Source organism: Comamonas sp. MYb396 (assembly GCF_037479555.1).
In the GTDB taxonomy this organism is placed as follows: domain Bacteria; phylum Pseudomonadota; class Gammaproteobacteria; order Burkholderiales; family Burkholderiaceae_C; genus Comamonas.
The window spans coordinates 252110-266205 of record NZ_JBBGYU010000002.1 but is presented as its reverse complement, the minus strand read 5'-3'; the positions used below and the strand labels follow the sequence as shown (position 1 = coordinate 266205).

The following is a 14096-nucleotide window of genomic DNA, read 5'->3' as shown; positions in this document are numbered from 1 at the left end:
AGCCCATCTGGTGGTATACATGGCGTCATGGCACTGGCAGCGCCCCAAGGTGCCAGCGATGTATGCGAAGGCGCTGCAGTTGGGATGTGTATGGACTTCCGCTTTTCTATCCCCACACCGTTGGAGCATTTTGAATCGCTGGTCAGCAGTGACGATGGTTTTCCGCTGCTCGAAGCCGCTGCTGCTGTGGCCTGCATCGAGTACCCGCAGCTGGACACCCAGCAGGTCCTGAACGAGGTCGACCAGCTGCTGGGCCAGCTGATGGAGAGCCGCGATGCCAGCAGCCGCAGTGCGCTGACACGGCTCAAGGCGCTCAACCACCGTTTTTATGCCGAGTGGGGTTTCCAGGGCAACCCCAATGACTTCTATGCGCTCGACAACAGCTGCCTCAATGCCGTGCTGCACCGCCGGCGCGGCATTCCCGTGTCGCTGGCGGTCATCTGGCTGGAGCTGGCCATGGCTTTGCAGCTGCCCGCGCATGGCATCTGCTTTCCCGGCCATTTTCTGCTCAAGGTGAGCGTGGCAGAAGGGCAGATCGTGCTCGATCCGCTGTCGGGCCAGTCGTTTTCCAGCAATATGCTCGCCGAGATGCTCGAGCCCATGCAAAAGGCGTTTCACCGCGTCGATGAAGACGATGTGCCGCTGGGCCTGTACCTGCAGGCCGCGACGCCACGCGACATCATTGCGCGCATGCTCTCCAACCTCAAGGAGGTCTACCGCAGCGACAAGAACTGGGGCAAGCTCATTGAGGTGCAAAACCGGCTGCTGGTGCTGCTGCCCAGCGAATGGACGGAGCTGCGTGACCGGGGCCTGGCTTATGCAGAGCTGGGCGTGCATGACCGGGCCCGGGAAGATCTACAAACCTACCTCAACCAGACCGGCAATCCAGAGGATGCGGCCACTATTCGTGCGGCTTTGTTAGATTTGCAACGAATGTAACGTTTGACGTTGTTTTGACATTTTCTTGTCATTCTGTCGTCACACAACTTCGGCAAGATAGCGGCACTAGGGATGCGCCACTATGAAAGATCGATTAGGAATTTCACCAGAAGACGTCATGCACAAGATTGCGCGTGATGTGATGGATGACTATGACGAGTCTCTGGAGCTCGAGATGGAGGACGGCATGCTGGGCGCGCCGTTCGCCGCAGGGATGACGGAGCACGACTACCAGTACTTCCGCGAGCTCTTGAGGCTGCAGGGTGAACTGGTCAAGCTGCAGGACTGGGTGCAGCACACCGGCCAGAAGGTGGTGGTGCTGTTCGAGGGGCGCGATGCCGCAGGCAAGGGCGGTGTGATCAAGCGCATCACCCAGCGCCTCAACCCCCGCGTGGTACGCGTGGCCGCCTTGCCGGCCCCCAACGACCGCGAGCGCACGCAGTGGTACTTCCAGCGCTATGTGGCACACCTGCCCGCCGCTGGCGAGATCGTGCTGTTTGACCGCAGCTGGTACAACCGCGCGGGCGTCGAAAAGGTCATGGGCTTTTGCACCAATGACCAGTACGAAGAGTTCTTCCGCACCGTGCCGGAGTTTGAGAAGATGCTCGTGCGCTCGGGAATCTTGCTGGTCAAGTACTGGTTCTCGATCAGTGATGAAGAGCAGCACCTGCGCTTCCTGGGCCGTATCCATGATCCCCTCAAGCAGTGGAAGCTCTCGCCGATGGACCTGCAAAGCCGCGTCCGCTGGGAGGAATACACCAAGGCCAAGGAAGTGATGCTGGAGCGCACCCACATTCCTGAGGCGCCCTGGTGGCTGGTGCATGCCGATGACAAGAAAAAGGCACGCCTCAACTGCATTGCACACTTTCTGGCCCAGGTGCCCTACACCGATGTGGACCATGAGAATGTCGTGCTGCCCGACCGGATCCGCCATCCGGACTACAGCCGCCTGCCTGTGCCCGCTTCCATGTATGTTCCGGAAGTCTATTAATTAAGATTTCGGATCATTCAATACAAAGAGCCTCGGTTTTATCACCGAGGTTTTTTTACGCCTGTGTTGTGCCGATGCTGGCAGAGCGCCCATCGGTCATCGACGGCGTGGCCGTGGGAAAGCCGGCCGATCCGGGTGCTGATCACCTGGGGCGGGAGGGCGCCTGCAGACGGCGAAGCCGTGTTGAGGAGATGCCGTCGTCCAGCGGCATCTCTTGCGCATGGGGGGGCTTGAAGGTGCTGAGCGCGGTGCTTGTGGCGAAGAGAGCGGGCGTGATGCGCATCTGCACCCCGCCTCAAGGTGCAGCGCCAAAGAGGCGGGTGTTAGATCAGCCGCGCCGCAAACAGCTCTTTTTTCAGATAGGCGTAAAAGAGCGGCGCCGCCACCAGCCCTGCGGGGCCAAAAATAGCTTCCGCCACAAACATCACCGACAGTAACTCCCAGACGCCCATATGCGTCTTGGCGCCGACGACCTTGGCATTGATCAGGTACTCGGCCTTGTGGATCAGCACCAGAAAGGCCAGACAGGCGACGGCGGTCAGCGGCGAGACCGACAGGCCCACGGTGGTGATGACGGCATTGCAGACGAGGTTGCCGACAATGGGGATCAGGCCACCAAAAAAGGTCAGCATGATGAGCGCGCCGCTATAGGGCAGGCGCATATTGATCAGCGGCAGAATGCCCAGCAGGAAGATGGCGGTCAGCACCGTGTTGAACAGAGCGATCCAGAACTGGGCTGCGACAATCTGGCGGAAGGCATCGCCAAAGCGCTGCACACGCAGCTGCAGCTGGTAGGCCAGGGGGGCGTGCGAATGGCGGCTGTGGCGCACGGCGGCCAGCGCGCCAATCAACAGGCCGACAAACACATAGAGCAGGCCGGTGAGCCAGAGCCGGCCCATATTGGCAATGGCACCCGCCTTGGTGCCCAGGTATTCGGCGGCCCGCTGCTGCAGGTCTTGCGCGCCATCGGGCAGCACATTGGCCAGCTCGGGCGGCAGCTTGCTGCGCAGGTCCAGCAAGGTCTTGGCCATCGAGACCAGCATCTCGCGGTACTGCTGCGGCGCGTTGAGCAGATAGCCCTGGGAATGGATCAGTCCCAGCGTGACCAGCACCACCGGCACCACCAGCACGATGGTGACGGACAGGTATTCCATCCACAGCGGTGGGGGCGTGTTCAGCGAGGTGGGCAGGCGGCTGAGCTCACGGATCTTGTGTACCAGAAACAAGGTGAAGGTGTAGCCGGCACAGGCGGCCAAGAGGCCCACCAGCAGGCCATTGAGCATGATCAGCAGCAAGGCCGCAGCCATCAGCACATAGGAGGCCACCCTGACACCCCAATGCGCAGGAGGCGGCCGCCAAACATGCGGCTGGTCCCCAGCGCCGCTGGCCGGCTGGCCGGGTGCGGGGCTGTTGGACGGGGGCTTTGCGGAATCCGGTTGCATGGTTGGCCATCCATCTGAGCGAGTCGGAAGGCCAGGATCTGGCCCTTGCTGCGCGCAGGGCAGACGGCTTGGTGCGCCTGCCCTGCCGGGGAAGCTTAGCGCACCGTGACCGCAGCCTCTGCGCCACGGGGGCCGATGCTGCCAATCGTCCACACTTGTTCACCAAGGGCGGAGAAGGCGTCCTTGACGGCCTGTTCGCTCTCTGCAGGAACCACCACCACCATGCCGATGCCATTGTTGAAGGTGCGGTTCATCTCGATGTCATCGATGCCGGCGGTCTTTTGCAGCCAGGCAAACAGCTCGGTCTGGGGCCAGCTGCCCTTGACCAGTTGCGCGCCCAGGCCTTCGGGCAGCACGCGGGGAATGTTCTCCAGCAGGCCGCCGCCGGTGATGTGGGCCAGCGCCTTGATGGGCTGCGAGGCCAGCACCTTGAGCACGTTGAGCACGTAGAGGCGCGTGGGCTCCATGATGGCGTTCTTGAAGGGCTTGCCGTCCAGCGTCTCGGGCAGGCCGCCTTGGCTTTGTGCACGCTCGATGCACTTGCGCACCAGCGAGAAGCCGTTGGAATGCACGCCGTGCGAGGCCAGGCCCAGCACCACGTCGCCGGCTTGCACATTCTGGCCGGTCAGGATCTTGCTTTTCTCGACCGCGCCGACGGCAAAACCGGCTAGGTCGTATTCGCCGTCCGGGTACATGCCGGGCATCTCGGCGGTTTCACCACCGATCAGTGCGCAGCCAGACAGCTCGCAGCCCTTGGCGATACCGCCGACCACGGCCGCTGCCGTGTCCACATCGAGCTTGCCGCAGGCAAAGTAGTCGAGGAAGAACAGGGGCTCGGCGCCTTGCACCAGCACGTCGTTGACGCTCATGGCCACCAGGTCGATGCCCACGGTGTCATGCATATTCCACTCAAAAGCCAGGCGCAGCTTGGTGCCCACGCCGTCGGTGCCCGAAACCAGCACCGGCTCCTTGTAGCGCTTGGGCACTTCAAACAGCGCGCCAAAACCACCGATACCCGCCATCACGCCTTCGCGCATGGTTTTCTTGGCCAGGGGCTTGATGCGCTCGACCAGCGCGTCGCCTGCGTCAATATCAACGCCAGCGTCTTTGTACGAAAGGGGGGTGGAGGAATTGGAAGAGCTCATGAGGGACTACAAAGGCAATAAAGCTGACAAGCTGACCCAACGGGGGCCAGAAACGCCGATTTTATGCCGCAAGCCATACCCGAGGGGGCAGAATGCCCGTCCGGTGTGCACTGTTACCGCCCGAGCGTGCATCGGCCGCCTGCTTTGTGGCCGATTTCATGCATAAATGGGGCAGAGGGGCCTTTTGTGTCACACCAGCGTGACTACCGACTAAAATCAATGGGTTTGCATGCAGGGCCCTGGCCACTGCATGACCGAGCAGGGGCGCCCCAAGTTGGCGCGCATCGCGCCAACCAGACTGAACGCTTTCTTGTATTGAACGCAGCCATGCGTGAGATTTCCTTTTATCTGATGACCCACAACGCAGTGCGTATTGCACGGCGGGCTCGGGCGCGGATAGGAGTTGGCGCATGAAGCAAATGGCTTTGGATCTGGGCTTGGCGCCAGCGCCAAGCCTGAACCGGTTTTTTGCGGGCTCCAACCAGGCAGCGCTTGCGCATCTGCATGCCCAGGTCAATGAAGCCTGGGACGCGCCGCGCTCGACCGTGCCCACTTACCTTTGGGGCGAGATGGGCTGCGGCAAGACCTATGTGTTGCGTGCAGTGGCCGAAGCCTTGCGTGAGCAGGGCGCGCCGGTAGGCTGGCTCGATGCGAGCACCCGCTTTCCCAGCGCCTTCAACGAGCGCTGGTCGGCCGTGATTCTCGACGAGGTGCAGTTCTACAACCCGGTGCAGCAGGCAGCGGCCTTCAACTGGTTCGTCAACGCCACCAGCCCGGCCACCGGTGCGCGGCGTTGGGTGCTGGCCGCTGGCGATGTGCCGCCGTCCGACCTGAAACTGCGTGACGACTTGCGCACCCGGCTGGGCTGGGGCGAGATCTACCAGCTGCACCTGCTCAGTGAAGCGCAGCGCAGGGATGTGCTCAAGGATGAAGCCAAACGACGTGGCCTGGTATTGACCGACGATGTGATGGATTACATGCTCAAACGCTTCTCACGCGATTTGGGCAGCCTGATGCAACTGTTGGACCACCTGGACAATTTTGCCTTGCGCAACAAACGGGGCCTGACGATCCCCTTGCTCAAGGACATGCTGGAGACGGAGTAAATGGTCTTGCAGCTACAACCGAGATTTTTTGAATGAATAACTCTGCTGGCACAAGCACAAGGCTTGCGCTTTTTGACCTGGACCACACTTTGCTGCCGCTCGATTCGGATTACGAATGGGGGGAGTTCACCTTGCGCAAGGGCTGGTGCGACAAGCAGGAGTTTGGCAGCCGCAATGCGGCCTTTTTTGCCGATTACCAAAAAGGCACGCTCGATATCCATGCCTATGTGCGTTTTGCCACCGAGGCCATTCGCAAGCTCGGCCCCGAGGCCGCCGATGAGGCGCACCGCGCCTTCATGCAGGAAGTGATCACGCCGCATATCCAGCCGGCGGCGCGGGCGCTGCTGCAGCAGCACCGCAATGCGGGTGACACCATCGTGATCGTCACCGCCACCAATGAATTCGTGACCCGCCCGATTGCCAAGGCCTTGGGTGTGGATCACCTGCTGGCCGTCAACCTGGCGCGCGACGCTTCTGGCTGGATCACCGGCGAGATCGACGGTGTGCCGACAATGCGCGCCGGCAAGGTCACCCGCATGGAAGCCTGGATGGCCGAGCGCGGCCTGAGCTGGGACAGCGTGGACAGCATCTTCTACAGCGACTCGATGAACGACGTGCCGCTATTGGAAAAGGTGGATACTGCCGTGGCCACCAACCCCGACGCGCGCCTGCGCCAACTCGCCACCGAACGCGGCTGGCGCATCCTGGACCTGCTGGAGCCACACGCATGATCAAGACCATCATCGATAAATTGCTGGGCAAGGCGACGGCCGCCAGCAAGACCAAGAACCCCTTTGGCAAGCGCGAGGAAGTGGGCGTTGATGTGCACAACATCGACCCCAAGCTGGTGGACCGCCGGGCGCTGGATGTCTGCAGCACCTTGAAGGAAGCGGGCTTCGAGGCCTATATCGTCGGCGGCGCGGTGCGCGACCTGCTGCTGGGCCTGCGCCCCAAGGATTTTGACGTGGCCACCAATGCCACGCCCGAGCAGGTCAAGAGCCTGTTCCGCCGCGCCTTCATCATCGGCCGGCGTTTTCGCATCGTGCACGTGGTCTATGGCCGTGGCCGCGAGAACGAGGTCATCGAAGTGACCACCTTTCGCGCCTTTTTGGACAGCTCCAAGGCCGAGCAGGTGCAGGGCAATGAGAAAACCAGCAAGGCGGCGCTGGCCGGCATGAAGCTGGCCGTTGACGAAAGCGGCCGCGTGCTGCGCGACAACGTCTGGGGCCCCCAGAACGAGGATGCAGCGCGCCGCGACTTCACCGTCAACGCGATGTACTACGACCCGCAGACGCAGATCGTGGTGGACTACCACAAGGGCATCCGCGACTCGCAAAAGCATGTGCTGCGGATGATTGGCGACCCGGCCACGCGCTACCGCGAAGACCCGGTGCGCATCATCCGTGCGGTGCGCTTTGCCGCCAAGCTCAGCAAGAAGGGCTTCACGCTCGACCCCAAGACCGCCAAGCCGCTCGTCGAATGTGCCCAGCTGCTGCAGGAAGTGCCGCAAAGCCGCATGTTTGACGAGATGCTCAAGCTCTTGCAGACAGGCCATTCGCTGGCCTCGATCGAGCAGCTGCGCCTGCTGGGCCTGGCCAAGGGCATTTACCCGCTGCTGGATGTGGTGGTGGACCGTGCCGACCTGCCTTTTGTGCAGGCCGCGCTGATGGACACCGACCGCCGCGTGGCCGAAGGCAAGAGCGTGGCGCCGAGCTTCTTGCTCGCCTGCGTGCTGTGGCAGGACGTCAAGGCCGGCTGGGACAAGCGCATGCTCAAGGGTGAGCACCCGCACCCGGCGCTGCAGGATGCGATCGACGATGTCTTCAACCACCGCATTGGCGATGTCTCCGGCCGGGGCAAGCTCGCCGCTGACATGCGCGAGATCTGGGTGATGCAACCGCGCTTTGAAAAGCGCACCGGCAGCACGCCGTTTGGCATGATCGCGCAGGCGCGCTTCCGTGCCGGTTTTGACTTTCTGCGTTTGCGCGCCGATGTGGGCGAGGTGGACGAAGCGCTGGCCAACTGGTGGCAGGAGTTCCAGCAGGCCGATGAGGCCCGCCGCGAAGACCTGATCGCCCAGGTGCGCGAAGAGCAGCGCGCCAAGCCCAAGGCTGGCGCGCCCAAGCCCAAGCGTGCACCGCGAAAGCCCGCTGCGGCCCATGAGGCGCAAGAGGACTCCAGCCTGGACCAGGTGGCCCAGCAGGCCATGGACGGCGACAGCGAAGCCCATGCAGATGCGCCAGCCAAGAAGCGCCGCCGCCGCCGCCGCAAACCCGGTGGCGCGGATGCCGGCGCTGCTGCAGCTGGCGGTAGCGGCGCCGATGCCGCCGGCCATGGTGACTGACATGCCGGGCCAGGCCGAGCGCCTGGCGAGCGGTGATGCCGCGCCACCTGCCGGGCAGGCGCTCGGCGCCTGGATCGGCCTGGGCGCGAACCTGGGCGACCGGGGTGCTGCGATGGCGCAGGCCTTGCAGCAGTTGGCCCGCAGCGCGGGCGTGGCGGTGCAGGCGGTCTCATCGCTCTATGCCAGCCGGCCGGTGGATTCCAGCGGGCCTGATTACCTGAACGCGGTCGCAGAGCTGCGCACAGCGCTTTCAGCGCACCAGCTTTTGCTGCTGCTCCAGCAGCTGGAGCTGGCCGCTGGCCGCGAGCGCCCCTACCGCAATGCCCCGCGTACCCTGGACCTGGATGTGCTGCTGTATGCGGATATGGACACCTTGATCGCGATGCCCGATCTGCAGCTGCCCCATCCGCGCATGTGGCAACGGGCCTTTGTGCTGGCGCCGCTGCAAGAGCTGCAGCCAGCCTGGGTCAGCGATGCGCAGCTGCAGCCGCTTTTGGCGCAGGGCGTGCAGCGCAGCCAGGGGCCGGAATGGTGGCGCTGAGCGAGCGGGAAAGAGAGTCCACCCCACAAGAACAAAGCCCCGCAGCAGCTTCGCTGGCGGGGCTTTTTGCTGGGCGCTAGGGATGCGCCGCGCGGCGCTTAGTCAACCTTGGCGCCAGAGAGCTTGACCACCGATTCGTACTTGTTGCGCTCGGAGGCCATGAACTTGTCAAACTCGGCCGGCGTGGTCGGCACGGGCTCGGCCATCAGGCTGGCAAAGCGGGTCTTGGTGCTGGGGTCCTTCAGCGCATCGGTGAAGGCCTTGTTGAGGCGGTTGATCACATCAGGCGGTGTGTTGGCCGGTGCCACCAGGCCCCACCAGGTGTCGATCTCGAAACCCTTGAGCGTGTCGGCCAGCGGGGGCACGCCAGGCAGCATGGGGCTGGCGTGCAGGCTGGTCACGGCCAGCGCCGTGAGCTTGCCGCTGTGGATGTTGGCCGAGGCGGCTGCCAGGTTGTCGATGTTGAAATCCACCTCGCCCGACAGCAGCGCGAGCTGGGCCGGGTTGGCACCGCGGTAGGGCACGTGCACGGCAAAAATGCCGGCCTGGCGCTTCATCATCTCGCCGGCCAGGTGGCCGGAGCTGCCATTGCCGCCGCTGCCGAAATTGAGCTTGCCCGGGTTCTTCTTGGCGTAGGCGATCAGGTCCTGCACATTGCTGATGTGCAGCGACTTGGCGCGCTCGGTGTTCATCACCAGCACGTTGGGCACACGCACCATCTGGGTGATGGCGCTGAAGTCCGTCGCGGCGTTGAAAGGCATCTTGGTGTAGAGCCAGGGATTGACCGCGTGCGTGGCCGTGGCCGACAGGCCGATGGTCAGGCCGTCTGGCGCTGCCTTGGCCACGATGTCGGCACCGATGTTGCCGCCAGCGCCTGCCTTGTTGTCGATCACCACGGTGCCCAGCTGGTCGCGGACACGTTCGGCCAGAATGCGCGAGGTGACATCCAGTGGGCCACCGGGTGCATAGGGCACCACCAGGCGGATCACCGGATCGGCGGCAAATGCGGCCGGTGCTGCGAAGGCGGAGACGGCCAGAACGGTGGATAACAGGATATTTCTGCGTTGCATGCTTGTGTGTCTTCTTGAGGAGAGTGAATAACGACGCAGCGCCTGCGGTGTGCAGGTACTACCCCCTGAGAGCTGCCAACACGCCCCCGCCAACCGAAGGTTTGCGTTGGAGGCTGGGCCTTCAGGCACCAAGGCGGTGTGAGCGGCTCTAAACTTTCTAGTGTAGCGGCTGCGCCGTGTAGTTGCTGTGACGCAGGGGCAGGGGGGGCGCAAGCCGTTCAGACGATCTGGTTGTGCTTGTCCGCTTCGGTCACAAAGGCATCGGCAAAGAAAGCGTCTTCGGGCAGACCGCGCTGGCTGGTAAAGCTGGCACGGGCCGAATCGACCACAATCGGCGCACCGCAGGCATAGACCTCGTGGCCCGACAGATCGGCAAAATCATCGAGCACCGCCTGGTGCACAAAGCCGCTGCGGCCTTGCCAGCCGTCTTCAGCCAGGGCGTTGGAGACCACCGGCACATAGCGCAGCTGGGGCATCTCGGCGCTGCGCGCGAGCATCCAGTCGTGCATGTACAGGTCTTGCGGGCGCCGGCCGCCCCAGTACACCACCACCGGGCGCTGAATATCGTGGTGTTGCAGATGTTCGACAAGGGCCTTGATCGGCGCAAAGCCGGTGCCCGAGGCCAGAAAGACCATGGGCTTGTCGCCCTCGTGCAGGTAGAAGCTGCCAAACGGGCCTTCGATGCGCAGGATCTCGCGCTCCTTCATCGCGCCAAACACGTGGTCGGTAAAAAGACCGCCTGGCGTGTGGCGGATATGCAACTCCAAGCCGGGTGCGGTCTCCTGGTGGTGCGGCGCGACGGCCATCGAATAGGCGCGGCGCGCGCCGCCTGCGAGCAAAAACTCGATGTACTGGCCCGCGTGGTAGCGAAAGCTGTCCGCGGCCGGCAGCTGCAGGCGCAGCTTGACCACATCGGGCGAGAGGCGCTCGATGGTCTGCACGCGCACCGGCATTTTCTTGATCGGAAAGGCGCTTTCATCGGTGACATGGCGCGACTCGATCACCACATCACTGGTGGGCACGGCGCAGCAGGGCAGGATCATGCCGTCGGCCTCTTCCTGGGGGCTCAGCGCGCGTTCGCTGTGCGGACCATGCACGACCGTGCCACTGAGCTTCTTGCATTTGCAGGAGCTGCAGGCGCCATCCTTGCAGCCATAGGGCAGGCCCACGCCGCTGCGGATCGCAGCCGTGAGGATGGCCTCCGAGGCCTGGGTGGCAAAGGCGCGTCCGCTGGGCAGGACCGAGATGTGAAACGCGCTGGACGAAGAACTCATTGCACCAAAATTCCTTATCGACACAAAACAATGGCGCTCATCGGCGCCTGGGCTTGCATAAGTGGGGGGTGGGCAGCCGTTTGCAAGCTGCTTGAGACGCTAGACTGCAGTGTGCGCCCCCGCCCATTTGAACCACGAAAGCTTATTGTGCCTTTAAACCAAAGCCCGCGAAGCGGGCCCCGACAGCGCTGCGCCATCGCAGCAGGCCAGGCCTTGCCGGCGCGTTTTCGGCGCCAGCGGGTGTTGATCGTGGGTTGTGGCGATGTCGGCCAGCGGCTGCTGCGGCTGTGGCAGCGCCCGGGCCAGGATGCACGGGCGGCGCGCGGCCCGCTGGTGCGGGCGCTCAGCTCATCGCCGCAGCGCTTTGAGAGTCTTCGCGCCCTGGGTGCAACCCCTTTGCTGGGCAACCTCGATGACCCGCGCAGCCTGCGCCGGCTGGCGGGCCTGGCCCAGCGCGTGGTGCACCTGGCACCACCTGCGCAGCCCGCTGCGGGAACGCCACCCGCGTTAGCTTCGCGCGATCTGCGCACACGCCACCTGCTGCAAGCGCTGGTGGGCCGCGCGGGCTTGGTGCCGCAGCTGGTCTACGGCTCCACCAGTGGTGTCTATGGCAACTGGGACGGGGCCTGGGTGACAGAGACCCATCCGCTGCGCGCCAGCACCGCCCGGGCGCTGCGCCGGGTCGATGCCGAGCGCCAGCTGCGTGCATGGGCGTTGCGCTTTGGGGCCAGTGGCGCTGCGGTGCATGTGCTGCGCATTCCCGGCATCTATGCCGGCGACCGCGAGGGCGGCACCCCGCTGGGGCGGCTGCGGCGCGGCACGCCGCTGCTGCGCCGCGAGGACGATGTCTACACCAGCCATATCCACGCCGATGACCTGGCGCGTGCCGTGGAGCGGGCGCTGTGGCGGGGCCGGCCCCAGCGCATCACCAATGTGGCCGATGACTCAGCGATGCCGATGGGCGATTATTTTGACCTGGCTGCTGATCTGTGGCGCCTGCCGCATCCCGCGCGCATCAGCCTGGCCGAGGCCGAGCAGCAGCTGAGCCCCACCTTGTTGAGCTTTATGCGCGAGTCGCGGCGCCTGAGCAATAGCCGCATGCGGCATGAGTTGGGTGTGGTGCTGCGCTACCAGACCGTGCACCACGGCCTGCAGGCGGCGGTGTATCTGGTGGGGCCTGGCGCAGCTCAAGGCCCAGACGCCTGAACACAGGCAGAATGCGGGCGCTTTTGCAGCCGCTCCCAGAGGGCAGCTAGCAGGGCGCCGTGCCGCCTTGGCTGCGGCAGCTGCGCGGGTTGGCGCCGGGACTGGGTGGCCGCACGGTCTCGCCAATCTGGCCCCGGGGGTGTGAGTAGCCCTGGGCATCCACGCACTTGAACACATCGCAGCGGGTGATGCTGGGTGCCGGGGCTGGAGGCGTCACCACCGGAGGGCGGGGCGGCGGGCGGCCATAGGGGTAGCGGTCCCAGTAGGGATCGGCGGGCAGCACGGCGCTGGGCGCGGGGCGGCTCGCTTCAAGCCGGCTGTAGGCCTCGGGGCCCAGGCAGTCAAGCTCCATCTGGCGCTTGGCCGCATCAAGCTGCGCACTGCTGCCCATGGCCTTGTCAGCTGCTGCGTCGGAGGCAGCGCTGTAGCGCTCCCGCGATTGCTGGCAGGCGGCGGACTGGGCGGGGTTGCTGCGCGAGGGGCGGTTGGCAGCCCGTTGCGCCAAATCCTCGGCACGTTCATCGGCCTGCAGCCTGCGCTGGGCCAGCTCCTGCTCGCGCCGCTCGGCCTTGGCCTGCAGCGCCTCCTGCTCGCGGGCGCGGTCCTGGGCCAGTTCCTCGTCGGTTTTGCGCCGCTCGATCTCGGTCGCACGCGCGCCGTTGGCGCAGGCGCCATCGGTATAGGTCACCTTGCCGCTGCCCGGGTCCACGCAGCGGGTGACCTGGGCCTGCGCCATGGGCGCCGACAGGGCGCAAGCGCAGCACAAAGCCAGCCACGCAGCATAGCGAAGGCTGGGCCGTTGGGAGCGTGGCATGGCGCGCATGGTTGGGACTGCTGGGGTGGCGTGATCTAGGCTTTAGCGCTGCTGGAACTGTCCGCCAAAGCGGCCGCCATTGGGGCGCGAGGCAGGGGCCGCTGGGCGGGGGCCCGAGTTGTAGGGCCGGCCAAAGTTCGAGCCGGTGCCGGGTGCGAGCTGCTGCGGGCGCGATGGTGGTGGGCGGCTGCTGCCGCCGTGACCTGGGCGGTCATAGCCACCGCCGGGGCGGTAGTAGCCGCCACCCGGGCGGTAATAAGGCCGGCCACCGCCATACACATAGGTTGGCGAGCTCTGGATCACCAAAGAGCTGCTGCCGTAGTAGGGATAGCTGTTGTAGCCATAGCCGTAACCCCCATAGCCGTAGGTGGGGGTGGAATAGGTCGAATAGGCATCGCCGTAGTACACGCCGTCTGCGGGTGCGACCACGCAGCCGCCCAAGAGCAGGGCGCTGGCCGCGGCGATGGCCATCGTGCCGAGACGAATGGTACGCATGGTGAAAACTCCTTGTTGGATGGGCCCCTGCGCTCAGCACACGGGCCGGTCAGCGGTATCAGCGGCAGGGGCGGCTGGGGGTCAGCACATTGTCGCTGCCCGCTGCATTCTGGCGTGCCGCCGCAGCGCATTCCTGCTGGTGGCGGCTCTCGCCAAAGCGGTTGCGGTCTCGCTCGCGGTTTTGGCGTTCACGGTCTTGTGCCTGGCGCTCCAGCGCGCGGCGGCGGTCTTCGTCACGGGCCCGCTGGTCGCGGTCGCGCTCACGGGCCTGGCGGTCACGGTCCCGGTCGCGCTCGCGTTCACGCGCTTCACGTTCGCGGGCCGCACGGTCGCGGTCACGTTCACGGTCGCGGTAGTAGCGGTCGTCGTTGTAGCGGTCCTGCACATAAATGGTTTGCGAGGGCTGCTGGTAACCATAGCCATAACCGCCGCCATAACTGCCAAAGCCTGCATCGCTGTAGTAGCCGTCGCTGCCGGTGGCAACGCAGCCCGTGGTGGCCAGCGCGCCGAGCGCGATGGCAGCAATGCTGAGCAAGTGACGATGGTTCATATTCGAGCCTTTCTGGTTGTGTGGTGGCTTGGACGGGCTTTGGCGCCACAGGTCCAGCAATCGCGATTCCCAATGCTAACCGTTACACCCTCAAAACCGCAGACATGGGCCCATGTATGTAAAGACGTTTTTGCGGCCTTGGGGGTTGACGGCGACATCACAGTCATGCTTTGTTTTTC

General features: G+C 64.5%; 14 protein-coding genes. 7 read left to right on the top strand and 7 right to left on the bottom strand.

All coding sequences use genetic code 11. The annotated features are described in order from the left end of the window. Nucleotides 1–90: 90 nt before the first annotated feature. Both WH265_RS05410 and ppk2 read left to right on the top strand, forming a co-directional pair. Nucleotides 91–939 (top strand): SirB1 family protein, encoded by an 849-nt coding sequence (locus WH265_RS05410; RefSeq protein WP_339557604.1) that lies wholly within the window; start codon nt 91–93, stop codon nt 937–939. A 118-nt stretch (nt 940–1057) separates the two neighbouring features. Further along, nucleotides 1058–1930, top strand: coding sequence for a polyphosphate kinase 2 (gene ppk2, locus WH265_RS05405; protein ID WP_239644888.1), 873 nt, complete (start codon nt 1058–1060; stop codon nt 1928–1930). 323 nt (nt 1931–2253) lie between these two features. Here the strand turns inward: ppk2 and WH265_RS05400 are convergent, their stop codons facing one another. Both WH265_RS05400 and purM read right to left on the bottom strand, forming a co-directional pair. Beyond that, nucleotides 2254–3372: an AI-2E family transporter gene (locus WH265_RS05400; RefSeq protein WP_339557603.1), complete on the bottom strand. Its 1119-nt coding sequence runs from the start codon at nt 3370–3372 to the stop codon at nt 2254–2256. Between the two features lie 95 nt (nt 3373–3467). Next, complete coding sequence (gene purM / locus WH265_RS05395; RefSeq protein WP_021025544.1) at nt 3468–4517, bottom strand: phosphoribosylformylglycinamidine cyclo-ligase; 1050 nt, start codon at nt 4515–4517, stop codon at nt 3468–3470. 410 nt (nt 4518–4927) lie between these two features. Between purM and hda the strand changes: the two genes are divergently transcribed. Genes hda through folK form a run of 4 tightly spaced genes read left to right on the top strand, consistent with a single transcriptional unit; the run spans nt 4928 to nt 8508 of the window. Continuing rightward, a complete protein-coding gene (hda, locus tag WH265_RS05390) occupies nt 4928–5623 on the top strand; it encodes a DnaA regulatory inactivator Hda (protein ID WP_021025545.1) in 696 nt (231 codons plus the stop codon). A gap of 32 nt (nt 5624–5655) precedes the next feature. Next, nucleotides 5656–6354 (top strand): HAD family hydrolase, encoded by a 699-nt coding sequence (locus WH265_RS05385; RefSeq protein ID WP_021025546.1) that lies wholly within the window; start codon nt 5656–5658, stop codon nt 6352–6354. After that, entirely contained in the window at nt 6351–7967 is a 1617-nt protein-coding gene (gene pcnB, locus WH265_RS05380) for a polynucleotide adenylyltransferase PcnB (protein ID WP_339520817.1), read from the top strand. Before WH265_RS05385 ends, pcnB begins: the two co-directional genes overlap by 4 nt. Then, on the top strand, nt 7957–8508 hold the full coding sequence (folK, locus tag WH265_RS05375; RefSeq protein ID WP_339520815.1) for a 2-amino-4-hydroxy-6-hydroxymethyldihydropteridine diphosphokinase: 552 nt from the start codon (nt 7957–7959) through the stop codon (nt 8506–8508). The genes pcnB and folK overlap by 11 nt, the downstream gene beginning before the upstream one ends. A 98-nt stretch (nt 8509–8606) precedes the next feature. Here folK and WH265_RS05370 read toward each other — a convergent pair whose 3' ends face one another. Both WH265_RS05370 and WH265_RS05365 read right to left on the bottom strand, forming a co-directional pair. Beyond that, a complete protein-coding gene (locus WH265_RS05370) occupies nt 8607–9578 on the bottom strand; it encodes a Bug family tripartite tricarboxylate transporter substrate binding protein (protein ID WP_339557602.1) in 972 nt (323 codons plus the stop codon). A 218-nt stretch (nt 9579–9796) separates the two neighbouring features. After that, complete coding sequence (locus WH265_RS05365; RefSeq protein ID WP_339557601.1) at nt 9797–10852, bottom strand: CDP-6-deoxy-delta-3,4-glucoseen reductase; 1056 nt, start codon at nt 10850–10852, stop codon at nt 9797–9799. A gap of 195 nt (nt 10853–11047) precedes the next feature. On the opposite strand from WH265_RS05365, the gene WH265_RS05360 reads away from it, so the two are divergent. After that, nucleotides 11048–12058 carry an NAD-dependent epimerase/dehydratase family protein gene (locus WH265_RS05360; protein ID WP_445228495.1) on the top strand — a complete coding sequence of 337 codons (1011 nt, stop codon included), beginning with the start codon at nt 11048–11050 and terminating at the stop codon, nt 12056–12058. A 46-nt stretch (nt 12059–12104) separates the two neighbouring features. On the opposite strand, the gene WH265_RS05355 is transcribed toward WH265_RS05360, so the two are convergent. The 3 genes from WH265_RS05355 to WH265_RS05345 are packed head-to-tail and all read right to left on the bottom strand — an operon-like array spanning nt 12105 to nt 13917. After that, entirely contained in the window at nt 12105–12872 is a 768-nt protein-coding gene (locus WH265_RS05355) for a DUF4124 domain-containing protein (RefSeq protein ID WP_339557599.1), read from the bottom strand. A gap of 42 nt (nt 12873–12914) precedes the next feature. Continuing rightward, nucleotides 12915–13367, bottom strand: coding sequence for a hypothetical protein (locus WH265_RS05350; RefSeq protein WP_021027774.1), 453 nt, complete (start codon nt 13365–13367; stop codon nt 12915–12917). 58 nt (nt 13368–13425) lie between these two features. Further along, nucleotides 13426–13917, bottom strand: a complete 492-nt coding sequence (locus WH265_RS05345; RefSeq protein WP_339557598.1) for a hypothetical protein — start codon at nt 13915–13917, stop codon at nt 13426–13428. Nucleotides 13918–14096: the final 179 nt, after the last annotated feature.